General features: G+C 69.9%; 18 protein-coding genes. 11 read left to right on the top strand and 7 right to left on the bottom strand.

What is annotated here, in order from left to right; all coding sequences use genetic code 11:
• Positions 1 to 457: 457 nt before the first annotated feature.
• The 5 genes from ACOJUJ_RS06685 (at position 458) to ACOJUJ_RS06665 (ending at position 8884) form a co-directional block, all read left to right on the top strand.
• Positions 458 to 2170 carry an ATP-binding protein gene (locus tag ACOJUJ_RS06685; RefSeq protein WP_420126076.1) on the top strand — a complete coding sequence of 571 codons (1713 nt, stop codon included), beginning with the start codon at positions 458 to 460 and terminating at the stop codon, positions 2168 to 2170.
• Positions 2171 to 2181: 11 nt separating this feature from the next.
• Complete coding sequence (locus ACOJUJ_RS06680; RefSeq protein ID WP_420126075.1) at positions 2182 to 2694, top strand: hypothetical protein; 513 nt, start codon at positions 2182 to 2184, stop codon at positions 2692 to 2694.
• 109 nt (positions 2695 to 2803) lie between these two features.
• Positions 2804 to 3310: a hypothetical protein gene (locus tag ACOJUJ_RS06675; RefSeq protein WP_420126074.1), complete on the top strand. Its 507-nt coding sequence runs from the start codon at positions 2804 to 2806 to the stop codon at positions 3308 to 3310.
• A gap of 21 nt (positions 3311 to 3331) precedes the next feature.
• Positions 3332 to 4411 (top strand): hypothetical protein, encoded by a 1080-nt coding sequence (locus tag ACOJUJ_RS06670; RefSeq protein WP_420126073.1) that lies wholly within the window; start codon positions 3332 to 3334, stop codon positions 4409 to 4411.
• 453 nt (positions 4412 to 4864) lie between these two features.
• Positions 4865 to 8884: a non-ribosomal peptide synthetase gene (locus tag ACOJUJ_RS06665; RefSeq protein ID WP_420126072.1), complete on the top strand. Its 4020-nt coding sequence runs from the start codon at positions 4865 to 4867 to the stop codon at positions 8882 to 8884.
• Positions 8885 to 9143: 259 nt separating this feature from the next.
• Here the strand turns inward: ACOJUJ_RS06665 and ACOJUJ_RS06660 are convergent, their stop codons facing one another.
• Positions 9144 to 9887, bottom strand: coding sequence for a hypothetical protein (locus tag ACOJUJ_RS06660; protein WP_420126071.1), 744 nt, complete (start codon positions 9885 to 9887; stop codon positions 9144 to 9146).
• A 431-nt stretch (positions 9888 to 10318) separates the two neighbouring features.
• A complete protein-coding gene (bioD, locus tag ACOJUJ_RS06655) occupies positions 10319 to 11050 on the bottom strand; it encodes a dethiobiotin synthase (protein WP_420126070.1) in 732 nt (243 codons plus the stop codon).
• Positions 11051 to 11733: 683 nt separating this feature from the next.
• Here bioD and ACOJUJ_RS06650 point away from each other — a divergent pair.
• The 4 genes from ACOJUJ_RS06650 to ACOJUJ_RS06635 all read left to right on the top strand — a co-directional run bounded on the left by ACOJUJ_RS06650 (position 11734) and on the right by ACOJUJ_RS06635 (position 15496).
• Complete coding sequence (locus ACOJUJ_RS06650) at positions 11734 to 13257, top strand: PAS domain-containing sensor histidine kinase (RefSeq protein ID WP_420126069.1); 1524 nt, start codon at positions 11734 to 11736, stop codon at positions 13255 to 13257.
• A gap of 386 nt (positions 13258 to 13643) precedes the next feature.
• Positions 13644 to 14570 (top strand): hypothetical protein, encoded by a 927-nt coding sequence (locus ACOJUJ_RS06645; protein WP_420126068.1) that lies wholly within the window; start codon positions 13644 to 13646, stop codon positions 14568 to 14570.
• 8 nt (positions 14571 to 14578) lie between these two features.
• On the top strand, positions 14579 to 15268 hold the full coding sequence (locus ACOJUJ_RS06640; protein ID WP_420126067.1) for an NAD-dependent epimerase/dehydratase family protein: 690 nt from the start codon (positions 14579 to 14581) through the stop codon (positions 15266 to 15268).
• A complete protein-coding gene (locus ACOJUJ_RS06635; RefSeq protein WP_420126066.1) occupies positions 15269 to 15496 on the top strand; it encodes a hypothetical protein in 228 nt (75 codons plus the stop codon). It abuts the gene before it with no gap.
• 77 nt (positions 15497 to 15573) lie between these two features.
• On the opposite strand, the gene ACOJUJ_RS06630 is transcribed toward ACOJUJ_RS06635, so the two are convergent.
• The 5 genes from ACOJUJ_RS06630 to ACOJUJ_RS06610 all read right to left on the bottom strand — a co-directional run bounded on the left by ACOJUJ_RS06630 (position 15574) and on the right by ACOJUJ_RS06610 (position 22081).
• Positions 15574 to 15756 (bottom strand): hypothetical protein, encoded by a 183-nt coding sequence (locus tag ACOJUJ_RS06630; RefSeq protein WP_420126065.1) that lies wholly within the window; start codon positions 15754 to 15756, stop codon positions 15574 to 15576.
• A 130-nt stretch (positions 15757 to 15886) separates the two neighbouring features.
• The gene (ettA, locus tag ACOJUJ_RS06625; protein ID WP_420126064.1) at positions 15887 to 17578 is read right to left on the bottom strand and encodes an energy-dependent translational throttle protein EttA; all 1692 of its coding nucleotides are present in this window, start codon (positions 17576 to 17578) and stop codon (positions 15887 to 15889) included.
• Between the two features lie 698 nt (positions 17579 to 18276).
• Complete coding sequence (locus ACOJUJ_RS06620; protein ID WP_420126063.1) at positions 18277 to 19167, bottom strand: TraB/GumN family protein; 891 nt, start codon at positions 19165 to 19167, stop codon at positions 18277 to 18279.
• Between the two features lie 431 nt (positions 19168 to 19598).
• Complete coding sequence (locus ACOJUJ_RS06615) at positions 19599 to 20765, bottom strand: M20/M25/M40 family metallo-hydrolase (protein WP_420126062.1); 1167 nt, start codon at positions 20763 to 20765, stop codon at positions 19599 to 19601.
• 443 nt (positions 20766 to 21208) lie between these two features.
• The gene (locus tag ACOJUJ_RS06610) at positions 21209 to 22081 is read right to left on the bottom strand and encodes a hypothetical protein (protein WP_420126061.1); all 873 of its coding nucleotides are present in this window, start codon (positions 22079 to 22081) and stop codon (positions 21209 to 21211) included.
• Positions 22082 to 22272: 191 nt separating this feature from the next.
• On the opposite strand from ACOJUJ_RS06610, the gene ispG reads away from it, so the two are divergent.
• Both ispG and ACOJUJ_RS06600 read left to right on the top strand, forming a co-directional pair.
• Positions 22273 to 23523 carry a flavodoxin-dependent (E)-4-hydroxy-3-methylbut-2-enyl-diphosphate synthase gene (gene ispG / locus ACOJUJ_RS06605; protein WP_420126060.1) on the top strand — a complete coding sequence of 417 codons (1251 nt, stop codon included), beginning with the start codon at positions 22273 to 22275 and terminating at the stop codon, positions 23521 to 23523.
• Positions 23524 to 23675: 152 nt separating this feature from the next.
• Positions 23676 to 24062 carry a hypothetical protein gene (locus ACOJUJ_RS06600; protein WP_420126059.1) on the top strand — a complete coding sequence of 129 codons (387 nt, stop codon included), beginning with the start codon at positions 23676 to 23678 and terminating at the stop codon, positions 24060 to 24062.
• Positions 24063 to 24146 lie beyond the last annotated feature (84 nt).

Here is a 24146-nt window from a genome sequence, read left to right as displayed (position 1 = left end):
TGAGCGATCCTGCCGAACCCGGGACGCTTCATCGGCGGCCGCGCCTTCGGAAACGGTGACGTTGCCGGTCCCGTCAGATATGCTCGAGTTGATCCTTGGGGTGGCGAGAACGTGACAGGTCACGCGTGGCGCTGCTGAAGTTCTGCACCGGCCTGGACCTCCCCCAGGATGCGTCCCGGGCCGTGTCCGCGAAGGCGGACAGCGTGACCTTGTAGCCGCGACTTCAGTCGCTTTCCGCCCACCAGGCTCATCACCGATCGGGGTAAACACGTCCCACATTGGCCCCTCCGCGCCCTCTCCTATCCCGTCTTTATAGCCCGAAGCCAACAACGGAGCGGCTTTCCGGAAGTGTGCAGAGCGGCATAGTTCGTGTTGCTGGACGCGAAGAAAACGTGCCGTGTGCCGTGCCCGTCTTCGCGGGTGCGACGCAGTCTTCCCTTTGCACCCGCGCACTCCGATGGACCTCTGCCGCCTCGCCCTGGACATCCACCGCAGCCCTACCCAGCAGGCTGCCTTCGCCGCGCTTGTGCGCACGGTGAGCGACGAGGTGGCGCTGCACTGCGCCGTGTGGATGGGCGGCGACGCCGCGCTGCAGGTGTGCGAGCACCCGGCGGGCGCCGAGCTTCCCGCGGAGCTGGGCGCGATGGCGCTGCACGTAAGCCAGCCCGAGGTGTTCCCCGTCGCCGCGCTCAGCCCCACGGCCGGGAGCCGCTATCCCGGGGCCGAGGCACTGCTGCTGCCCCTGGGCGACACGCACGCCGGCGCGCTGCTGCTGGTGGCCGAGGCCGGCGCCTTTGGCGAGGACCTGGAGGCGTGGGACGAGGCGGCCACGGCGCTGGGGCAGGCGGCCGTGCGCGAGCGCCTGCTGCGCGAGGCCCGCGAGGAGCGCGAAAGCTACCGCAAGCGCGCGCAGGAGATGGAGGCGCTGGACGTGCTGGGGCTGGCCGCCAACCAGACGCTGGACCCGCACGAGGTGGTGTCGCTGGTCGCCCGCTTCGCGCGCACGCTGCTGGGCGCGCACTACGCCGTGGTGCAGACGGTGGAGGACGGCGAGCTGCGCTGCCCCGCGGCCGTGGGGCTGCGCCCGTGCGCGGTGCAGCCGGACGGCGACCCGTTCGCGGCGCGGGTGATCCGCTCGGAGAAGCCCGTGGTGCTGGGGCAGGCCGGCACCGAGGTGACGGCGGAGGGATGCCCGCTGCACCACGCGCAGGGGATGCAGGTGGGGCTGGGCGTGCCGCTGACGCTCTTTGGCGAAACGTTCGGCGCGCTGGTGGTGGGGTACCGCGACCCGTACCCGGTCAGCGCGCGCGACACGCTGCTGGCGCTCACGCTGGCGCGGCACGCGGCCGTGGCCATCAACAACGCGCGCCTGCACGCGGCGCTGGCCGACCGCTCGGAAGAGCTGCAGCGCGCCAACGAGGAGCTGCACCGCACCTCGCAGCTCAAGGAGCGCTTTTTCGCCGCCATGAGCCACGAGCTGCGCACGCCCGTCAACGGCATCATGGGGCGGCAGAACCTGGTGCTGGACGGCGTTTCGGGCGACGTGTCGCCGGCCGTGCGCACGCAACTGGAAAAGGCCAACGCCAGCGCCCGCACGCTGCTGCACCTGGTGGACGAGATCCTGGACTACGCCCGCCTTGAAGCCGGCAAGATGGCGGTGAACCTGGTGGATGCGGGGCTGCGCGGCGTGGTGGCCGAGGCCATGGCGACGGTGGAGCCCCAGGCGGCGGCCAAGGGGATCACGCTGGAGACGCAGCTGGACGACGCCACGGCGCCGGTGCGCACCGACCCCGACCGCACGCGGCAGATCGTCCTGAACCTGCTGTCCAACGCCATCAAGTTCACCGAGCGCGGCGGCGTGACCCTTTCCGCGGCGCCGGTGGCGGACGCGGGCGGGGTGCGCTGGATGGAGCTGCGGGTGCGCGACACCGGGCCCGGGATCGCAAAAGCGGACCAGGACCGCATTTTCGTGGAGTTCGAGCAGGTGACCGGCACGCGCGGCGGCACCGGGCTGGGGCTGCCCATCTCCCGCCGCCTGGCGCAGCTGCTGGGCGGCGAGCTGCGCGTGGAAAGCGAGCCCGGCGTGGGCTCCACCTTCATCCTTCGCCTTCCCCTGGCCTCTACCGCCGCGCCCGCCGCGGACGAGCCGGCGGTCCTTCTCCTTACGTGAAGGGCTCCCTCATGCGCATCACACGTCATCCGCTCCGTTCCCCCGCGCTTTGCGCCCTGGCGCTGCTGCTGGTGGCCGGGTGCAGCAAGGCCCCGTCGGCGACCAGCGCGTACGTGCCCGTGGAGTGCGGCCAGGGGAACGGACAGTCCAGGGCCGCGGAGATCGGCGAGGGGGGCGGCAGCGTCGCGGTGGGCCCGCACACGCTCATCGTGCCCCCGCAGGCGCTCAGCGGCCGCACCACCTTTACCATCACCGAGCGCGCGGCCGGGCACATCGGCGTGGAGGTGGAGCCGCACGGGACGCCGTTCGCGAAGAACGCCACGCTCATCCTGAGCTTTGCCCGCTGCGGCGGGCCGCCGGCGGGGTTCCAGGACCTGCGCGTGGTCGAGGTGCAGCGCAACGGCCGCACGGAGATCATCCGGGTGATGCCCAGCACGGTGAACGTCCAGGAGCGCACCGTGACCACCACGGGGCTGCGGCACCTGAGCGGATACCTGATCGGCGGCAACCGCACGGAGGAGTAGCCGTTGCCATGAGGAGGACAGGGAGATGGACGCGTAGAACGACCGCGGACGCGTCCGCGCCGGCGGCGAACGTCGCGGCGCTTCTCGTGAACGCCGGAAGAACCTCATCATGCGCCTCCCTTCATACCGCCGTACACTGCTACGCGCCGTGCCGCTGCTGGTGGTCGCCTGTGCCAGCGGCGCGCCGTCGCCACAGCCGGGCGCGCTGGTGCTCATGCCCTGCCGGCCGGCCAACCCCGCCGCGGCCGAGGCCTCGGTGGACGCGTCCGGCGACCGGATTACCGTGCGCGGCCACACCTTCGACCTGCGGCCGGGCTCTGTGCGCCGCATCACCCGCTTTCGCGTGGAGGACCGGGCGAACGGCTACGCGGGCGTCGACATCCGGCCCCACGGCACCCGGTTCGACGCCCCGGCGCGGCTGACCCTGAGCTACGCCCGCTGCAAAGCCGAGGCTGCGGGGTTCAGGAACCTGCGGATCGTGGAGGTGCGGACGGGAAGGACGGAGATCGTCGGTGAGCCGCTGCGCAGCGGGGTGGACAGCATCAACATGACCGTCACGGCGGAGATCCCGCACCTGAGCGGATACCTGATCGGCGGGAACCGGCAAGAGCAGTAGGCAGCACGGGGGTTGTACGCCATGGAAGTGCAGAACGGGATCGCGGAAGCGGCCGCGCTGGAGCGGGCCGGGGAGTGTGAGCAGGCCCGGGACGCGTATGCGCACGCGTTCACGGTGGCGTGGGAGGCGCGCGGCGTACACGGGATGGCCGTCGCCACCCGCGGTGCCGCGCGCATGCTTCGCGAGATGGGGCTGCTGGAGGAGGCCGAGGAGCAGGCGGAGCTGAGCCGCGAGATCGCCGACCGCTGCGGCCTGCCGCTTGAAGCCGCGCGTGCGGTCAACATCCTGGGGATGATCCGGCACGTGGCCGGCGCCATCCACGAGGCGGCGGACCTGTACGAAGAGGCGCTGGAGCGGGCGCGCCAAGTCCGCGACGACGAGCTCATCGGCCTGGCCTGCGCCAACCTGGGCGTGGTTGCCAACATCCGCGGCAACCTGAACGCGGCGTTCACCTACTACCTGGAGAGCATCGCGGCGGCGGTGCGCACCGGGAGCGTGCAGGCTTCGCTGCTGGGCTACAACAACCTGGGGCTGCTGGCCTCGGACGTGCGCGAGTGGATGCAGGCCGACCTGCTGTTTCACCGCGCGCTGGAACTGGCCGAGCAGACGGGCGACGCGGGGATTACGGCGATGCTGCTGATCAACCGCGTTGAGCCGCTGATTCACGTGGGTGAGCTGAACGCGGCCGAAGAGGTGCTGGACCGCGCCGAAGCCATGGCCGAGCGCATTCAGAACGCCCCCGAGCTGGCCGAGGCGGCGCGCTTTCGCGGCATCCTTGCCCGCCGCCGGGGCGACGAGGCGGCCGCGTCCGGCCACCTGGGCCGGTCGCTTCTGCTCGCCACGCGCGCCGGGCTGCGGCTGGAACGGGCAGAGGCGCTGGAGCAGATCGCGCTGCTGCACCACGACGCGGGGCGGCTGGAGGAGGCGCGCGTGCACCTGGCCGAAGCCAGCGCCGAGTTCTTTGCCGCCGGCGCCACCCGCGACTGCCTGCGCCTGCGCGAGCTCACCGCCGCCTGGTCTTCGGACGATGCGGACGATACGGCCGCCGGGGCGGAGGCGGCGCGCATCGTCCCCGGCATCCGGATTGTGGGCGCGGCATAGGCGCGACAGAGAGCGACCCGGCGGCTCCGCCTGGGGCGAGTGAAATCGTGGCTAAAACGGCACAAAGTCCGCCTGCGCGGACTCGGCGGCCCGGCTCTGTGCGGCGTCTCATCCTCATACCTGATCCGCAAATACACTGCGTACTCCCAACTGCTTCTCACGCAGAGGGAGCAGAGGAAGCAGAGGTTTCTACATGCAGTTCTCTGCTTCCTCTGCTCCCTCTGCGTGCCCAATGCTTTTGCGGATTCGGTATCATGCGACTGCGCGTTCGCAACCGGTCTGCCGTCGGAGTGGGATCGCGAGATCCTTATGGCGGCTGATCTACCACATGCTCCGCGGGCCAACTCCCGGCGATTGACCCCGCGCGTGTGCCGCGCTATCCTCTGAGCTTCGGGTCCTCTGCCTCCGTAGCACCCTCCGCTCCGCGCCCGCCCGGGCGCTCCGATCCGTCCGATGAGCGAGCTGTCCGACCGGCTGGCCACGCTGTCCCCGGCCAAACGCGCCCTGCTGGAAAAGCTGCGCGGCGCCCCGCCCATCCCCCGCGCTCCCGACGGCCCCGCGCCGCTTTCGGCGGAGCAGCGGCGGTTGTGGTACGTGCTGCAGCTGGCGCCCGGCTACCCCGTCTACACCATCCCGCTCGGCTTTCGCTTGCGTGGCACGCTGAACGTGGACGCGCTCATCGACGCACTGCGCCAGGTGGTGGCGCGGCACGAGATGCTGCGCGTGGCGTTCGCGGAGCAGGACGGCGAGCCCGTGCAGACGGTGCACGACGGCTCGTCGTTCGAGCCCCGGCGGGTGGAGGTGGCGGACGACCAGTGGGCCGCATCGGAGGCGCGGTGGCAGGCAGACGAGCTGGCGCTGGCTACGTTCGACCTGGGCGCGGGAGAGACGTTTCGCGCCACGCTGGTGCGGGTGGCGGAGGACGAGCATCACCTGCTGATCGCCCTGCACCACCTGGCGGCGGACGGCTGGTCGGCGGCGGTGCTGCTGCGCGAGGTGAGCGCCCTCTACGCAGCCCGCGTCGCGGCGGAATCCGCCTATCTGCCGAATCAGGCGGTGCGGTTCCGCGACTGGGCGGCGTTCCAGCGGCAGCCGCGCGAGGGGGCGAATGCGGACGAGGCGTTCTGGCGCGCGGAACTGCGTGGTGCGCCGCACGTGCTGGACCTGCCCACGGACCATCCGCGCCCCGCGCTGCAGAGCTGGGAGGGCTTCAAGCACCCGTTCGGCATCGACGCGGAGTTGACGGCGGCGCTGGACGCGGCGGCGCGCGCGGAGGGGACCACGCCGTACGTGGTATTCGCGGCGGCGTACGCGCTGCTGCTGTCGCGTTACGCGGGACAGGAGGATTTTCTGATCGGCACGCTGCTGGCCAACCGGCCGCGCCCGGAGCTGGCGGAGGTGGTGGGATTCTTCGCCAACACGGTGCCGCTGCGGATGCGTACGCACGGCGATCCGACCGTGGGCGAGCTGATCCGGCGGGTGCACGGCGTGGTGGCGGATGCGCAGCGGCACGGCGCGCTGCCGTTCGACCGCATCGTAGAACTGGCGGACGTGCGCCGCGACTTCAGCCGACCGCCGCTGGTGCAGGCGATCCTCACCTTCGCCGACGGGCCGGCGGCGTCGCTGGCTCTCCCGGGCGTGGAGGTGGAGCGGATCGAGATGGATTCGCGCACCGCCATCTTTGACCTCACCCTCCAGGTGGAGCGCCACGGCGACGCATTGGCCGCCGCGTTGCAGGCTCCCGAAGCGCTGTTCGACGAGGAGACGGTGCGGCGGATGGCGCGGCACCTCCGCACCCTCCTCACCGCTATCGCCACCGATCGCGACCGATCGGTCTCTGATGTCGAGTTGGCGGACGACGAGGAGGTGGCGCAGGTCGCGGCGTGGAGCGACGGCGGACCGGCGGTGCTGGAGGATGGTGTCATCCATCACCTGTTCGAAGCGCAGGCGAGGGAGCGGCCGTTCGCCGCCGCCCTCGTCCACGGGCACGCGGAGGTGACGTTCGGCGAGCTGAACGGGCGCGCCAACCGCATCGCGCACGGGCTGATCGCCGCCGGCGTGGAGCGTGGCGAGTGCGTGGGCATCTGCATGGCGCGCACGCCGGCGCTGATCGCGTCCATGCTGGGCATCCTCAAGGCCGGCGCCGCGTACGTGCCGATGGATCCGGCGCATCCGGCCCCCCGCCACCGCGCCGCGCTCGCCCTTTCCGGCGCGCGGCGGGTGATCACGGACGCGGCGTCGCGCGCGGCGCTGGGCGAGCTGTCCTCCGCCATCGCCCTCACCGTCGCGGAACTGGAGGCGGAGCGGGACGACGATCCCGCGCCGCGCGCCGGCCCGCGCGACCTGGCGTACGTCATCTTTACCTCCGGCTCCACCGGCGGCCCCAAGGGCGTGGCCATCGAGCACCGCTCGCTGGCGGCCGTGGCGGCGTGGATGCCGGCGGTGCTGGGTGAAGACGGCGCGGCGGTACTGGCTTCCACCCCCGTCACCTTCGACGTCTCGGTGGCGGAGCTGTGGGGCACGCTGTGCCGCGGAGGCACGCTGGTGCTGGTGGAGAACGCGCTGGCCGCGCTCCCCCGCGGCCGCACCGTGCGCGCCGCCCCCATGACGCCCACGGCGGCGGCCGAGCTGCTGCGCGAGGGGCGCCTGCCCGCCGGGGTGCGCGCCCTGCTGCTGGCGGGCGAGGCGCTGCCCCCGCCGCTGGTGGGCGCGCTGGTGGAGGCGGGGGTGCCGCGCGTGGTGAACCTGTACGGCCCCACCGAAGACACGGCGTACACCACCTGGACGGAACTGGAGCCGGGGAACGACCGCGTGGGCATCGGCCGGCCGATCCCCGGCGGGCGTGTGTACGTGCTGGATCCCGCGCTGCGCCACGCGGGGATCGGCGTGCCGGGGGAGGTGTGGACGGCGGGCGCCGGCGTGGCGCGGGGATACGCCTCGCGGCCCGCGCTTACGGCGGAGAAGTTCATCCCCGATCCCCATGGCCCGCCGGGGTCGCGGATGTACCGCACGCTGGACCGCGGCCGCTGGCGCGAGGACGGCACGCTGGAGTACCTGGGGCGGATGGACGCGCAGGTAAAGGTACGCGGCCACCGCATCGAGCTGGAAGAGGTGGAGCAGGCGCTGGCCGCGCATCCGTCCATCGTCCACGCCGCCGTCGCCGTGCGCGGCGATGGCGCGGCGGGTCAGCGGCTGGCCGGCTACCTGGTCGCGCGCGCCGGTGCGGAGACGCCGGCGGGGACGGAGCTGCGCGCCTGGCTGCGCGAGCGGCTGCCGGAGTACATGGTTCCGGCCGTCTTTGCCTGGATCGACGCGCTGCCGAGGTCGGGGAGCGGCAAGCTGGACCGCCGCGCGCTGCCGGCGATCGACGGGGGGACGGACGGCGCGAAGTTCGTCCCGCCGAAGCCGGGGCTGGAGGCGCGCATCGCCGCCGTGTGGCAGGACGTGCTGGGGGTGGAGCGCGTGGGTGCGCACGACGACTTCTTTGACCTGGGCGGCCAGTCCATCCTGGCCACGCGCCTGGTCGCGCGCCTGCGCGGGGAAGTGGGGATCGAGGTGCCGGTGGGGATGCTGATGCAGGCGCCCACGGTGGAGGCGCTGGCCCGCGCGGTGGAAGCGGGAGACCGATCGGTCCGCTTGCCGCTGGTCGCCCTGCAGACTTTTGGCGATCGGCCGCCGCTCTTTCTGGCGCACCCGGCTGGCGGACACGTGATCTGTTATCGCGGCCTGGCGGTGAGCCTGGCGCCGGACCAGCCGGTGTACGGGCTGCAGCCGCGGGGGCTGGAGGATGGCAACGAGCCGATCAGCGACCTGGAGGGGATGGCGGCGTTCTACGTAGACGCCATCCGCCGCTTTCGACCGCGCGGGCCGTACCGGCTGGGGGGATGGTCGTTCGGCGGGGTGGTGGCGTGGGAGATGGCGCGCCAACTCACCGCGGCGGGGGAGACGGTGGACCTGCTGGCGATGCTGGACACCTCGCCGCTGACCGCCGAGGCCATGGAAGCCGATCCGCGCGACCCCGCGGAGGTGATGATGCAGACCATTGGCGGATACGCGGGGTGGATGGCCGGCGAGCGCATCCGCATGGACGAGGTGCGCCACCTGCCGCCGCGGGAGATGGCGATCGCCATGATCCGCCAGGTGGACGACGCGCGCCTGCTCCCCGAGTCGCGCGCCGACGTCATCCTCTCCCTTACCCGCGTGCGCAGCGGCAACCTGCAGGCGCAGGCCACGTACGACCTGCGCCCCTGGGACGGCCACCTGACCTATTTCCGTACGGAAGGCTCCGCCGAGGCGCCGCTGCAGGCGTCCGCGGACGCGTTCTGGGGCTCGCGCGCGGGGAGCGTGACCGTGGTTCCCGTGACCGGCAACCACGGCACCATCCTGCACGAGCCCCATCTCAATCTCGTCGTCAACGCCATCCGCGACGTGGGCACAGGAAACGATGGCCTCACGCACAGTTACCAGAGTTAGCAGAGTTTTCTCTTGCCGTGAAGCAGACTATCTCAGCGTCCGCCAGATTGCTCAAACAGACAAGAGGAGGGATGGAGAAGAACCAGCTCTTTGTTTCTCCGCCTCTTTGTGTGGATGAACGGAATCGAGCCGGCTGCACCTCCAAGCAACTCTGCTAACTCTGGTAACTCTGCGTGAGCCCATTTTTTCGGAGGAATGCGACGAGCCCTCCAGGCGCGGAACCTGGAGGGCTCTGCTGCGTCCGATCATCCGCGACGGATCAGCAGCGCGTGCGGTCGTAGATGGTGGTGGTGATGGCGATGTCGCTCACGGCGCTGGCAAAGATGCCGGAGAACGCGCACGCCGACGGCTTGAGGCGGTTGCCCCAGTAGTCGCTCGCCACGCTGTCCTGGTACTGGATGATGGAACTCTTGACGATCGCCACCACCTTGTTGCCCTTGGTCAGGCTGTCGCGCAGCACGCCGTACGCCAGCGTGTTGGTGGCCAGCGCGTCCTTCATGGCGTACGCCAGGTCGGCGTTGGTGGCGATGCTGCGGCGCGTCCAGCGCTTGCCGCGGCTGTCCTGCACCACCACCGTGGCGCTGCCGTTGTCCCACTTGTAGTCCGTGCGCAGGATGGTCGCCAGCGCCGTGCCAATGCGCGAGTCGTCGGTGATCACCCGCTGGATGTAGCCGTAGGTGCCCTTTTCCAGGGTGGGGACCTTGACGTACGTGGTGGAGCCGATGGTTCCGGCCACCGTGTAATGCAGCGCCCACCACGGCTGGCGGCTCACGTGCATCACGCACGATCCGATGGTGCCCGATACCTCGGACGGCGCGGTGCCGGCGGCCGTGGGGGTGCGGCTGGCCTCGGGGGCCGTGGCCTCGGCATCGCAGGCGGCCAGCAGCGCGGGGGCGCCCACCGCCGCGGCCGCCATCACCGCGCCCTTGCCCAGGAACGCGCGGCGATCCACCGCCGCCGGGGCCTGCTGCTCGGAACTCTCGTCCATCTTCTTCGTAGGCATCCGTCTCACCTCGCGTAATCGGGGGAGGAAGATCCTCCCGTTGCGGCGCGGAGAGAAGCCGCCGCTGCTGCGTGCTGGACGCGGCAGGTGCTTGGGCACCAGGGTGCCGTGCCAGAGCTGTGTGGGTGTGTCCCGGAGAGGGAAGGAGATTCCCGGGAGCCGGCGAAGACCTCCACCGGAGCCCGTACGATAATCGGGCACCCGGGGATGTGCAAGAACTATTTCGCGTCGCTACTTCGGAGATTTTACGCCCCGCCGCGGCCAAAACGGATTGGATTGTGACGCTCCGTCATGGCCGTGAGGGTGGCGAATCCGCTTGTGATACGCTGGCTTGTAGCACCGGGATGCAGAACGCATGGCGTATCCCGGTTTGTCCGCTCCTTTGGTTCGTCCCCACGCGATATCCATCTGTTTAGAAGATGCAGGCCGCGCTATGCGGCTTCCGGCTCGGGGGTCAGGCTGGGCGCCACGCGGTCCGCGATCAGCCGGTCGAAGCCGTTCTCCTCGGCGATCTCCAGCGCGTACTCCAGCGGTCGGTCCTTGCGGATCCAGGGGAAATGGACCACGGGCACGGGCTCCAGCAGATCGGTGAGCGCCTCCAGGTTGGTGCGCTCGGCGATGCCGTTGCGGTCCGGGCCCAGCGCGTTGAGGATCACACCGCGCACGCGCAGGCCGGCGTCGTGGGCGGCGCGGACGGTGAGCATGGTGTGGTTCAGCGTGCCGCGCCGGTTCCCCGCGACCACGATCAGGTCCAGCCCCCATCCCACGAACAGCCCGTCGTAGGCCAGGTCGCGGGTCAACGGCACCAGCAGTCCGCCGGCGCCTTCCACCAGGATGGCGTCGCGACCGCTGGAGAGGGCGTGAAAGGCGGCGTCCAGCGCGCCCACGTCTACCCCGCCGCCGCCCGCGCGCGACAGCGCCACCCACGGCGCCAGCGGCTCGGAGAGCAGCACCGGGCGCACCAGATCCAGCGCGTCAGCCGCCCCGGCCGCGGCGCGCAGCCGTGCGGCGTCGCTGGCCGGGTCGTCGCCGTTGGCCCCCGTTTCAACCGGCTTCATGGCGGCCACGTTCAGCCCTTTGCGGCGCAGCATGGCCAGCAGCAGGGTGCTCAGGTACGTCTTGCCTACGCCGGTGTCCGTTCCGGTCACGCCGATCCGGATCATATGCATCTCCAGAAGTAATTCCGCCGGTGAACCCGCTCCCCCCATCGCTTGGACCCGGATTCCCTCCGAACGGTTGGAACCGCGGCGGCAAACATCACGAAATCCGCCGAGGGAGCGAAATCCCCGCTGCTACAACGTCACCAAGTTCGTCCATCCGGACGTCGGCGGCGCGGCGGTGTGCGGCGTCCCGGGCATCCACGCGTCCGCGGCCGGTGTGGATCCGCCGAAGCCGGCGTGGCGCCGTCGCCGGGGCGAATAAATTCGCGGCAACAACTACACAAAGTCCGCCTGCGCGGACTCGGCGGCCCGGCGGTGTGCGGCGTCCCAGGCATCCGGCCGTCCGCAGCCGCGCGCGCGACCGACGCCATCCCGGGCGGTTGAAACCGCGGCTGGAACCTCACAAAGTCCGCCTGCGCGGGCTCGGCCGCCCGGCCGTGTGCGGCGTTCCGGGGATCCAGCCGTCCGCGGCCGGTGTGGATCCGCAGGCGGGCCGCACGCGGCAATGTATTCCGTCCGCAGGCTATTCCCTAGTCCCTGTTCCCTAGTCCCTGTCCCTGCCGTCCCCGCCCCTTGCCCCCGCCCGCGCCACGAAGCAGGATAAACCTCACGCTCCCGGCGGACATTTTGCACGCGTCCACATCCGCACCGCGCCGCCGGCGCTCCCCGCGAGATCCTGAGCACTCATGCCGCACCGCACCCGAGCCCGCGCGCAGGCGCTCCCCGGAACGGACGAGCTCTACCGCCTGCTGGTGGAGAACGTCACCGACTATGCCATCATCCTGCTCAGCCCCGAGGGCCGGGTCACCACCTGGACCGAAGGTGCGGGACGGATGTTCGGCTACGACGAGGACGAGGTGCTGGGCCAGCCGCTGGCCATCCTGTACCCGCCCGACGAGGTGGAGCGCGAAACCCCCGTGCGCGACCTGCGCACCGTCACCCGCGACGGCCGGTGCGAGACGGTTGCCTGGCGCGTGCGCAAGGACGGCTCGCGCCTGTGGGTGAGCGTGGTGCTCACCGCGATTTTTGACGCCGGCGGAAAACTCATTGGCCTGGGGCAGATAACCCGCGACCTTACCGAGCGCAAGGAGGTGGCGGAGCGCTACGAGGAAAGCCGCCAGCGCTACCGCTCGCTCTTCGACAACAACCCCGACGCCGTTTTTTCGTTTGATCTGGACGGTACCCTGCGCACCGCCAACCCCGCCGCCGAGTCGCTCACGGGCTATGACGCCGACGACCTGCGCTCCGCCACGTTCTGGTCGCTGGTGGCGCCCGACGACCGCGAGCGGATGCGCGGCCTGTTCGCGCGCACGGCGCAGGGCGAGCCGGGTGGCGCCGAGACGGCGCTGGTGCACCGCGGCGGGCGGCGCGTGGACGTGCGGGTCACGCTGGTGCCCATCGTGGTGCAGGGCGGCATTCTGGGCGTGTACTGCATTGGCGAGGACATCGGCGAGCGGCTGCGCGCGGCGGCGGAGCGCGATTCGCTGCTGCTGCGCGAGCGCGTGGCCCGCGCCGAGGCCGAGGCGGCCAACCAGGCCAAGACGGACTTTCTCTCCATCGTCAGCCACGAGCTGCGCACGCCGCTGAACGCCATCGTCAACTTTTCCGAGCTGCTGCTGGACGGCGAGGCCGGCGAGCTGTCCGACGTGCAGCGCAAGCACCTGGACCGCATTCGCGGCAACAGCGGGCAGCTGCAGCGAATGGTTGAAGACGTGCTGGGCTACACGCGGCTGGATTCCGGCGCCAGCGGCATCAACCTGGAGCGCGTGGACGTGTGCGCCGTGGCGGACGAGGTGGCCCGCGAGTTCGCGGGGACGCTGGGGCGCCGCGGCGTGCAGCTGGAGGTGCTGCGCGAAGACGGCGCCACCGCCGAGACGGACCCACGCCGCTGCCGCGAGCTGCTGCGCGCCGTGCTGAGCAACGCCGCCAAGTTCACCGAGGCCGGCCGCGTGGAGGTGGCGGTGCGGCGCGAGGTGGGGTGGGTGGCGGTTACGGTCACGGATACGGGGATCGGGATCGACGAGTCACACATGGAGAAGATCTGGGACCCCTTCTGGCAGGCCGAGCACCCGCTCATCCGCCGCGCGGGCGGCAGCGGCCTGGGACTGAGCATCGCGCGGCGCCTTGCGGGGCTGCTGGGCGGCGACATCCACGTCGCCAGTGCCCCGGGGGATGGCAGCGTGTTCACGGTGCGGCTGCCGCAGGGGTGATGGTGAACGGGTGATGGGGTGAACGGGTGATGGGGTGAACGGGTGATGGGGTGAACGGGTGAACGGGTGATGGGGTCGACGACGGACATCGAACCGCGGCCGCGGGGGTGCCCCTCCCCCGGCCCCTCCCCGTTCGTTCCTCACGGAGAGGGGAGAACTTCGACGATCGAGGTCGATCGAAACTGATTCGGCACATCACTCGTATCCAGGCGCCGGGCAGGACGCAAAGCGAAGCGAGTCAAGGGATTATGCGCCGAAACGCTTGACAGCGCCCGGCTCGCGATGCACCGTGTGCATCCTGCCCTCCGGCCACGGAAGGCGGACTTCCTTCCACGGCGCGGTCCCGCGCCGGCCCATCCCCACGCTTATCCGAAGCGAGGCGAGCAATGCAGCATTCCATTCCCCGCACCCGCTCCGTTCGCCGCGTCTCCGCGGCCGCCCTCATCGTGCTGGCCGCCTGCGGCGGCGGTGACGCGGCGGAGGAAACCCAGGCCGCCCGCGTGGAGGAGGTAGACCAGACGACGTCACCCACGGCCACCGAGCGCGAGCTGGCCAGCTTCCAGGCGCCCCGCGACAGCGTGCTGACGCCGCAGCAGGTGCAGGCGTTTCTGCGCGTGACGCTGCTGCAGTACGACCTGATCCGCACCGAATCCAGGCAGTACCACGAGCGCGCCACGCAGATGGCCCAGCGCGCGGAAAAGGGCGGCGACGGGCTGGTGGCGGGGCTGCGCAACGCCGTGGACGCGGGCGGGCTGGTGGTGGGTTTTACCGACCTGGTGGGCGGCAGCTACGTGCGCGCGGCCCGTTCGCAGGGCCAGAACCCCGCGGAGATGGAGTGGGTGCGCGAGCGGATGGGCGAGGTGGCCGGCTTTCTTGCCATGCGTCCAATGCTGGAGGCATCCGTCACCTCGGCGCAGGCCATCCGCCAGCAGGCGGAGCAGTACCGCGGCCAGCCCGGCTTCGACGACGCCACGGTCGACGAGATGCTGAAGAACGCGGAGGAAAGCGAGCGGCAGGCGCGGGAGCAGCTGCGCGGCGGCACCGGCGCCGTGGCGCGCAACCTGGAGGTGCTGCACCGCGCCCGGCCCAACGTGACCGACCACATGTGGACCGCCGTGGCCTTTGCCAGCGGCGGGCTGCTGGGCCTGACCGGCCTTTCCGATCCCGACGACACCACCGCGCAGCGCCAGCTGAACGAGTGGCGGCAGGTGTACACCGACGCGCTGGCCAACCGGGTCACCGCCGGGATGGAAGCCGACAAGAAGCCTGGCGAGGCGCGCCCGCAGCTGGGCGCCGCCGCACCGGCCAACTAAGGAGCCACGTGACCGATACCGCCGCGCCGTCCGCCGGCCTCGCGAGCGCCCTGCTGCTGGGCGCCACGGGGCTGGTGGGGGGCCACGTGCTGGACCTTCTGCTCGGCGATCCGGCGTACGGCCGGGTCGTGGTGCTGGGAAGGCGCGCCGTCGACCGCCAGCATCCCAAGCTCCAGCAGCACGTGGCCGACCTGGGGCGGCTGGACGAGCACGCCGCGCTGTTCGCCGTGGACGACGTGTTCTGCTGCCTGGGCACCACCATCCGCGCCGCCGGATCGCAGGACGCGTTTCGGCGCGTGGACCACGACTACGTGGTGGGTTCGGCGCGCGTGGCTGCGGCCGCGGGCGCACGGCGCTATCTTCTGGTCACCGCCGCCGGCGCCAGCCCCACGTCGCGCTTTTTCTACAGCCGCGTCAAGGGGGATGCGGAGGCGGGAGTGCGCGCGCAGCCGTTCGAGGGCATCGTCATCCTACGTCCGTCGCTCATCCTGGGCCCGCGCGAAGACCGGCGGCCCAGCGAGGCGCTGTTTCAGCGGGTGGCGCCGGCGGTCGCGTGGATGCTGGTGGGCCCGCTACGCCGCGCCCGCGCCGTGGACGCGCGCAACGTGGCCCGCGCGATGGTGCGGCTGGCAAAGGAGCGGACACGCGGCATTCGCGTCGTGGAGTCCGAGGAGATCCCGGGGATGGGCGGAGCGTAGATGGCGGAGCAGGAACGGAAGGACGGGACGGGCGAGGATGGCGAGTGGACGGACCTGTCGCCCGGGATGAAGCCCATCCCGCCGGAGATGTACAAAGGCCCCGGCGGATGCGGCTTTACCGGCTGCATGTACGCCATCATGATCTTCGCCGTGCTCGCGCTGGTGCTGCTGGTCGTCGGCCTGATGTTCCGCGAGTGGACCGTCCCCCTGGTCTCGCCGCGCGGGTAAATGCGTCCAGGCAAGCGAAAGAGCCGACCTCGCCTCAGCGGGGTCGGCTCTTCATCGCTCCTGTATTCACTCGCGACTCAGTCTGCCGCTTCCCGCGCGCGGAGCGCCTGATTGACGGCTTCAGCATCCGGAAATACTTCGGTGAGGTCTGGACTGATCGGCACGAGGTTCACGCCCTCGCAAAAGCGCGCCGCATCTATCCCGCGAAGCGCGTTGCGCAGCTGCTCACGGGTGAAAATCGTATTCGTCGCGCATCTCATCTCCGTCCCTTCCGGAACTGCTTGTTGTATAGGCGACGATCTGCTCTAGCTCCTTCCAAGCATCCATTCGAACCTGGGGAGCAAAAAGTAAAGGAGGGGCAGCATCCAGATGCTGCCCCTCCCAATGTTCTCACGCCCGCACGAGCTTCTTGTACTTGATGCGGTGCGGGACGTCGGCGGCGGAGCCCAGGCGGCGCTTCTTGTCCGCCTCGTACTCGCGGTAGTTGCCCTCGTACCACACCACTTCGCTCTCGCCCTCGAAGGCCAGGATGTGCGTGGCGATGCGGTCCAGGAACCAGCGGTCGTGGCTGATGACCACCGCGCACCCGGCAAACTCCAGCAGCGCGTCTTCCAGCGCGCGCAGGGTGTCCACGTCTAGGTCGTTGCTGGGCTCGTCGAGAAGGATCAGGTTGCCGCCGCGCTGCAGCGTCTTGGCCAGGTGCACCCGGTTGCGCTCGCCGCCGCTGAGCACCTTGACCAGCTTCTGCTGGTCACTCCCCTTGAAGCCGAACCACGAGCAGTACGCCCGCGCGTTCACCTCGCCGCGGCCCAGCTTGATGCTGTCCTGCCCGCCGCTGATCTCCTGGTACACCGTCTTTTCACCGTCCAGCGCGTCGCGGCTCTGGTCCACGTACGCCAGCTCCACCGTGCTTCCCACCTTGAGGGTGCCGGCGTCCGGCGTCTCCTGCCCGGTGATCATGCGGAACAGCGTGGTCTTGCCGGCGCCGTTGGGCCCCACGATGCCCACGATGCCGCCGCGGGGAAGGCGAAAGTTCATGTCGTCCATCAGCAGCCGGTCACCGAACGCCTTCTGCAGGTGGTCGGCGATGACGACATCGTCGCCCAGGCGCGGGCCGTTGGGGATCACGATCTCGGCGCGGTTCAGCTTTTCGCGCGGGTCCTCCCCCAGCATCTGCTCGTAGGCGTCCAGACGGGCCTTGCTCTTGGCCTGCCGCGCGCGGGGCGCCATGCGCACCCACTCCAGCTCGCGCTCAAGCGTGCGCGTCTTGGCGGAAGCCTGCTTCTCTTCCTTGCGCAGACGCTCCTGCTTCTGCTCCAGCCAGCTGGTATAGTTGCCCTTCCAGGGAATGCCCTCGCCCCGGTCCAGCTCCAGAATCCACTCCGCCACGTTGTCCAGAAAGTACCGGTCGTGGGTAATGGCCACGATGGTGCCCTTGAACTCCGCCAGGTGGTGCTCCAGCCACGCCACCGACTCGGCGTCCAGGTGGTTGGTGGGCTCGTCCAGCAGCAGCATGTCGGGCTCTTCGAGCAGCACCTTGCACAGGGCCACGCGCCGCTTTTCGCCGCCGGACAGGTTCTCCACGCGGGCGTCGGCGGGCGGCAGGCGCAGGGCCTCCATGGCGATCTCGATCTTGCGGTCCAGCTCCCACAGGTCGGCGGCGTCGATGGCGTCCTGGATCTTTACCTGCTCTTCCAGGAGCTTGTTCATCTCGTCGTCGTCGCTCACCTCGCCGAACCTGGCGTTCACCTCGTCAAAGCGGCGCAGCAGGTCGCGCTGGGCGCGGACCGCCTCTTCAACGTTGCCGCGCACGTCCAGGGCGGGGTCCAGCACGGGCTCCTGCGGCAGGTAGCCTATGCGGGTGCCCTCGGCCGCCCACGCCTCGCCGTTGAAGTCCTTGTCCACGCCCGCCATGATGCGCAGCAGCGAGCTTTTGCCGCTGCCGTTGCTGCCCACCACGCCGATCTTGGCGCCGGGGTAGAAGGAGAGCCAGATCCCCTTGAGGATCTCGCGGTTGGGCGGAACCACCTTCCGCAGCTCCTTCATCACGTAGATGAACCGCGACGTATCGAGATTGCTCATCAGTCCGGGTCGGCTGGATGTCGGTCAGGGGCGAACGCAGGCCCCGGTCAGGTTGTTTGAGGGCGGGAAGATAGCACGGCGCGGTGCGTCGCGGGAGGTGGGGCGGGTGTGAGGGTGAGCGGGTGAACGGGTGAACGGGTGTGAGGGTGTGAGGGTGTGAGGGTGTGAGGGTGTGAGGGTGTGAGGGTGTGAGGGTGTGAGGGTGTGAGGGTGTGAGGGTGTGAGGGTGTGAGGGTGAACGGGTGAGCGGGTGTGAGGGCGTGAGGGTGTGAGGGTGTCGCTCGGAACCGCGGCGGGGGAAGGGCGAATAAATTCGCGGCAACAACTACACGAAATCCGCCTTCGCGGATTGGCGGGCAGGAGGTGAGGAGGGCTGTGGTGCACGTGGAGGCTTCCCATCACGCCGGGCGTGGCCCACACGAGCAGGTGAAGCCCGGCCGGGCGAGCTCCGCGAGCCCAGGGCGGGGCTTATGGCCGTTCCAGCCGCGGGTTTAACCCGTGGTGGCCAAGGGCGGGGCTTGCCGTTGCACCCTCGCGTTTCCCGGGGTGGCTTGCGCGGGAGATGTGGCGCGGGACGTCCTCCTACCCGGCCTCGCGCCCACTGGTGGCTCACCCGGAAAACCTCCTGGGCGTCTCTGCTACCCTCGCGCCTCGCCCGCGGCGGCTACGTCTACGGCCGCCGCGGGTGTGGGAATCCCCTACAGCTGATCCACCGTGTAGCCGCGGTCGCGCAGCATCTTCACCACGCTCTGCTCGCCGACCAGGTGCGCGGCGCCCACCACCACCAGCACGTCGTCGCCGCCGCGCAGCATCTGCTCGATCTGCGGCACCCAGGCGGCGTTGCGGTCCGTCAGCATGCGCGCGTACAGCGCCGGCGACTCGTCCATCGACTCGTTCATGATGGCGTCGATGCGCGCCGCGTCGCCCGCCCGCCACGCCGCCACGATCTGCCGCATCTGCTCCGCCGTCTGCGGCGCCTCTTCCAGCGACTGGCGCAAAAAGCCGATCTGCGCGTCCGGCGTCATCCCGTCGAACATCCCCAGCTGGAACTCCACCGACTCCAGCCCGCCCGTGGGCTTGCCGTCCTGCTTGGCCCGCCCGGAAAAGTGCATGTCCACGCCGTGCTCCGGCGTAAGGCCCGCCTTCTGCCACTCCACCGACTGGAACATCAGCGCCACCAGCCACGGCTCCATGCGGTCCAGGATCGGCATGCTAAGCCCCAGCGCGGCCAGCGCGGGCGCCGCGGCTTCCACCTGCGCGTACAGATCCGCCGGAATCTCGCCGCGCAGCGACTTGCCCTGCGGGTACATGCCGCGCATGGCCATCTCCTGCTGGCGCGCCATCAGGCTGTCCAGGCTGGTTTCAAAGACCACGCGCTCCGCGTCGGCGTAGGCGGTCTGCACCGGTGCCGGCAGCGGGTACGCGTCGGGGCTGAGCAGGTGGATGGACCCCAGCATGTACACCGTCGCGCCGCTGGCGCCTTCCACACGATAAAGAAGAGTGCGGGCGTCCTGCGCCACCGCGCCGCTGGCGCTGGCCAGGGAGCCGGCCGCGAGCAGCCCCGCGGCGATCCGGTTGAAACGCTTCATCGAAAGTTCAGTCCTGCTGGAGTTCGATTGATATACGCCGCTCATCCGGCGTGGTCCCGGCTACGGCAGCCGGCCCGCGCTGGTTTCGGGGGACGAGCGGCCGTCTGCCCCAAAGTTGTTCAAATTCCACGAGATGCGCCAGCGGGGGCGGCTTGCTGCGGAAGGTGCTGCTGAATCGTTGCCACGGCGTTGACTTCCTGAGGGAGGCGCCGCTCCGCAAGCTGCTTTCACGAACAGGGTTGGGGCCGACCGAAGGACCTTGGTTGCCTGACTGAGGGACTTGAATGGCTCCCGGCGGCTGGGTCTCGCGCGACCCGACACAGATCCTTCGGTAGCGCGCAAGCTTCTATGGTTCTGAAAGTTACGGGTGTGCGCTCCCTCAGGATGACACCGCGCCTCCGTTTGGAGCCGGTGAGTCTGGCAACACCCTCTCAGCCGCCCGCCGTCTCGCCGCAGAAGTCGATCGCGGCGCGCGCCAGCACCTCCGCCGTCTGCCGCACCGAATCGAGATCCACCCACTCTACCGCCGCGTGCGCCCCCTCGCCCAAGGGGCCAAAGACGATGGTGTCGATCCCCGCAGCACCCAGCAGCGAGGTGTCCATCCAGTACGGCGCGCCCATGCGCTCCGGCGCCCGCCCCAGCACCCCCCGCGCCGCGCGGCCCACGGTCTCGGTGATGCGCGACCCCGGCTGCGCCTCCCACGCCTGGCGCGTCAGCACGGGACGCACGGTGGCGCGGAAGGTGGGATCCTCGGCCGTGAGCGCATCCACCAGCTCCTGGATCTGCGCAACGACGGACGCCTCCGTCTCGCCGGGGATCGTCCGCCGCTCAATCTGCAGGCGGCAGCTGGCGGCGTAGGTGCTCCACCCGCTGCCGCCCTGCAGCGTGGCGGCGTGCAGAGATGGCGCCCCTACGACGGGGTGCGGATCGGTGTGCACCAGGCTGGCGCACAACTCCTCCACCTGCCGCAGCACGCGGCCCATGCGCAGGTTGGCATCCACCCCTTCCTGCCAGCGGCTGCCGTGCGCCGCCCGCCCCTCCGTCTGCACCTCGATCCAGCAGAAGCCCTTGTGCGCCACCACCATCGCCAGCTCCGTGGGCTCGGTGACGATGGCCGCATCCGCCGTGTGGTGGCGAAGGACGTCCATCATTCCCAGGCTGGCCTCTTCCTCGTCGGCCACGGAGACGATCATCAGGTCACCGGCCAGGCGGGTTCCGGATTCCGCCAGCGCGCGGACGGCGGCCAGGCACGCGGCAAGCCCGCACTTCATGTCATACGCGCCGCGTCCGTACATCCGCCCGTCGCGCACCTCGGCGGACCAGGGGTCCGGCATCCCCTCGATCCCCACGGTGTCGTGGTGCGCGTACAGCATCAGCGAGCGGCCGCCGCCGGTTCCGCGCAGCCGACCCACCACGCTGGCGCGCCCCGGCACCGGCTCGTGCACGTGCGTCTCCATCCCCAGCGCCTCCATCGCGTCCCGCACGTACGCCGCCACCTGCCGCTCGTCCGTGGTGCCGCCGCTGAATGCGGGGTTGATGGAGTTGATGCGCACCAGCTCGCCCAGCGTGCGGACCATCCCGTCGAAATCCACCTGCATGAGCACCCTCGGTAAAGCGGAGAAACGAAACGAGCGGGACGGCACCGTGCCCTCCCGCTCCCAATCTACCGTTCCATCCCGCCGTGCGTCAGAAGGCGTGGCCGATGCAAAGCCGCGGCCTTCCCGCGGAGGCAGAGCGTGTCGAAAAATCGCCCCAGGCCTTGCTTTCACGCAGGAGGCGCCGCTGCATAAAGTGCTGCACACGCAAAGGGTTTGCGCCGGCCGAAGGATCTCGTCTGCCTGATCGACGGACTTGAACAGCTCGCGAGGGCTGGGCCTTGCGCGACCCGACAAAGATCCTTCGGTCGCGCACAAGTGATTGTGTCTATGAAGCTTATGGGTGTGCGCTCCCTCAGGATGACAGCTGGCCACAGGCGCGATCCGGTGAGGTCTGGCAACACCCTTCCCGGGATGTCAACGAGCTTTCGGAGTTCGTGTCCCCGTCAGAAGCTGTAGACAAAGTTCACCAGCGGGATCCAGCAGAAGTCGCTTTCGCAGTCCGTGGGCGACACGGCAATCCCCAGGTCCGCGGACAGCTGCTCGCCAAAGAAGCGGATGCCGCCGGACAGGATGGAGCCGTCGCTCCCGTCGAATCCGGGGATCAGGTAGTTTTCCGTGATCAGCTTGGTGTTGCGGCCCGCGCGCAGCTCGCCGCCCACCATCACCACCGCCTGGTTGTGCAGGTCGCCGTCACTGAACCCCCAGCCGATCCCCGCCGTCACCGCCTGGTCGCTGCCGCCGAACGTGCCGGCCCCGTAGACGATGCCGGCCGTCTCGTTCTCCACCGCCAGCGCCAGCACGCCCGTGGCCACCGCCAGCGTTTCCGTCTCCAGCAGCGTGAGCTTGGGCGCAAAGTACCACAGCTCGCCTACGGCGCCGGGAAGGATGGGCGTGCCGCCGGAGACGGAGAACTTGCTGGTGACGCCATAGGTGAGGAACGGAAAAAACACCTCGTACACGCCCAGGTAGCCGCGCCCGCCGCCCACCGCGCGCGCCGTGGGGCCAAAGAACAGCCGCGTGTGGTTGGGATCTTTGGGTAACCCGTTGGCGACCGCTCCCGGCCGCGCACGCTCGATGGAGCGGATCTGCTGCCGCTCCAGCCGCACCGTCACCCCGGCCTGCGTGCGCACGATTACGGTGGCGCCGGCGTCCTCCACCTGGCCGTGCAGCACCGAGCCGTCGGTAAGGGTGATGACGTACAGGCTGTCCGCCGCCACCGCCACCGTGCCCGTCTGCGCGGCGGCGGAGCGGGGGAGGGCGAACGCCAGGGCGAGCGGCAGCGCGGCCAGCATCAGCCGGCGAAGTGGGAACGTCATGGGATGGATGATGTAATCGGGACAGCGGATGCGGGCGCGCCGGGTACGCCGCGTAGGGGAAACCCCGCCAGTTTACCGCCGCCGATCCGGGGACGCAAACGTTTGGGCGAGGAGCCGCACCCGCTCTTTACCGCAAAGTGGCGGTGCGGTTAGATTGGTACCGCAGTCGCAACCATGCAGCCGACAAGCAGATGCAGAGCATACAGCGCAGGCGCACCGTCACCGTGAACGTGGGGGGCGTTCCCGTGGGGAGCGCGCACCCGGTGGTGGTGCAGTCCATGACCAACACCGACACCGCCGACGTCGAGGGCACCGTACGCCAGGTGGCCGCCCTGTGGCGCGCCGGCAGCCAGATCGTGCGCGTGACCGTCAACAACGACGAGGCCGCGCGCGCGGTGCCGTACATCGTGGAGTTTCTGCAGGCGCGCGGCGTGGACGTTCCCATCGTGGGCGACTTCCATTACAACGGCCACCAGCTGCTGGCGAAGTACCCCGACACCGCGCGGGCGCTGGCCAAGTACCGCATCAACCCCGGCAACGTGGGCGCCAAGCGCCACGACGAGAACTTTCGCGCCATCGTGGAGCGGGCGATCGAGTTCGGCAAGCCGGTGCGCATCGGGGTAAATTGGGGCTCGCTGGACCAGGCGCTGCTCACGGAGATGATGGACGCCAACGCCCTCCTTCCCGAGTTCCAGCGCAAGGACGCCAAGGAAGTGATGATGGACGCGATGACGGAAAGCGCCATGCGCTCCGCCGCCTTCGCCGAGCAGTGCGGCCTGCCGCACGACCGCATCATCCTCAGCGCCAAGGTAAGCGGCGTTCAGGACCTCGTCCGCGTCTACCGCAAGCTGGCGCCGCTTTCGGACTACCCCCTGCACCTGGGCCTCACCGAGGCGGGGATGGGCACCAAGGGCATCGTGTCCAGCGCCGCCGGGCTCAGCATTCTGCTGCAGGAGGGGATCGGCGACACCATCCGCGTCTCGCTTACCCCCAAGCCGGGCGGCGACCGCACCGAAGAGGTGCACGTGGCGCAGCAGATCCTGCAGTCGCTGGAGATCCGCTCGTTCAGCCCGCAGGTCACCAGCTGCCCCGGCTGCGGGCGAACGACGTCGACGTACTTTCAGCAGCTGGCGGAGAGCATCCAGGGGTACCTGCGCGACCAGATGCCGGTCTGGCGCGATACGCACCCGGGTGTGGAGGAGATGAAGGTGGCGGTGATGGGGTGCGTGGTGAACGGGCCGGGCGAGAGCAAGCACGCCAACCTGGGCATCAGCCTTCCCGGCACCTTCGAAGAGCCCAAGGCGCCCGTGTACGTGGATGGCGAGCACACCGTCACCCTCAAGGGCGACCACATCGCCGAAGAGTTCAAGCGCATCCTGGACGATTACGTGGAGAGCCACTACCCGGCGCGTCCGGCCGTCGCGGAGCCCGTCGGAGTCTAGACGTAAAGGACGGATCCGCGCGAAACCGTCCGGCGATGACATGAAACGAGCCGGGACCGGTGACTGCCGGTTCCGGCTTCTCTTGTCCGGCCGATCCTCCGGCGCCAAATTCAGCTTACCTTAGCCGACCATCATCACGCGCAGGTAAAGCAATGAAGCGCACACGTACGTTTGCGGCACTCGCGCTGGCCACGCTGGCCGCGGCCTGCGGCGACGCGCCCACGCTGGCAGGCAGTCGCTCCGACCTGTCGAACACGACTGTCTCCAGCACACTCTCGGTTTCGATCGGCGGGCGCACCCAGGTTCAATCCTACGATGCCGGGTGCGAGTGGTCCGCCGTGGTGTGGGGCGGCGTCGCGCCGTACGCGTACGACTGGACCGACAGCCGTACGACGGTTCATACCTACAATTCGTGGTACTTCCGGTCGTTCTCCAACAACGCCACGATCACGCTTACGGTGACGGATGCGCTGGGGCAGACGGCGACCGACACACACGCGGTGACCGTCTACTCGCTCGCTCCCGCCTGCAACACCTGATCGGCGGCGGAACCCCGTTGGGGGCTGATGCGCCTCTCGCGCGTGAAGCGGAGGCGCGGAACCCATCGTGCGCGAAAGCAGGCA

This window comes from Longimicrobium sp. (assembly GCF_048594345.1).
GTDB lineage: Bacteria > Gemmatimonadota > Gemmatimonadetes > Longimicrobiales > Longimicrobiaceae > Longimicrobium.
The sequence above is the reverse complement of the archived record's forward strand: the minus strand, read 5'-3'. Positions and strand labels throughout refer to the sequence as shown.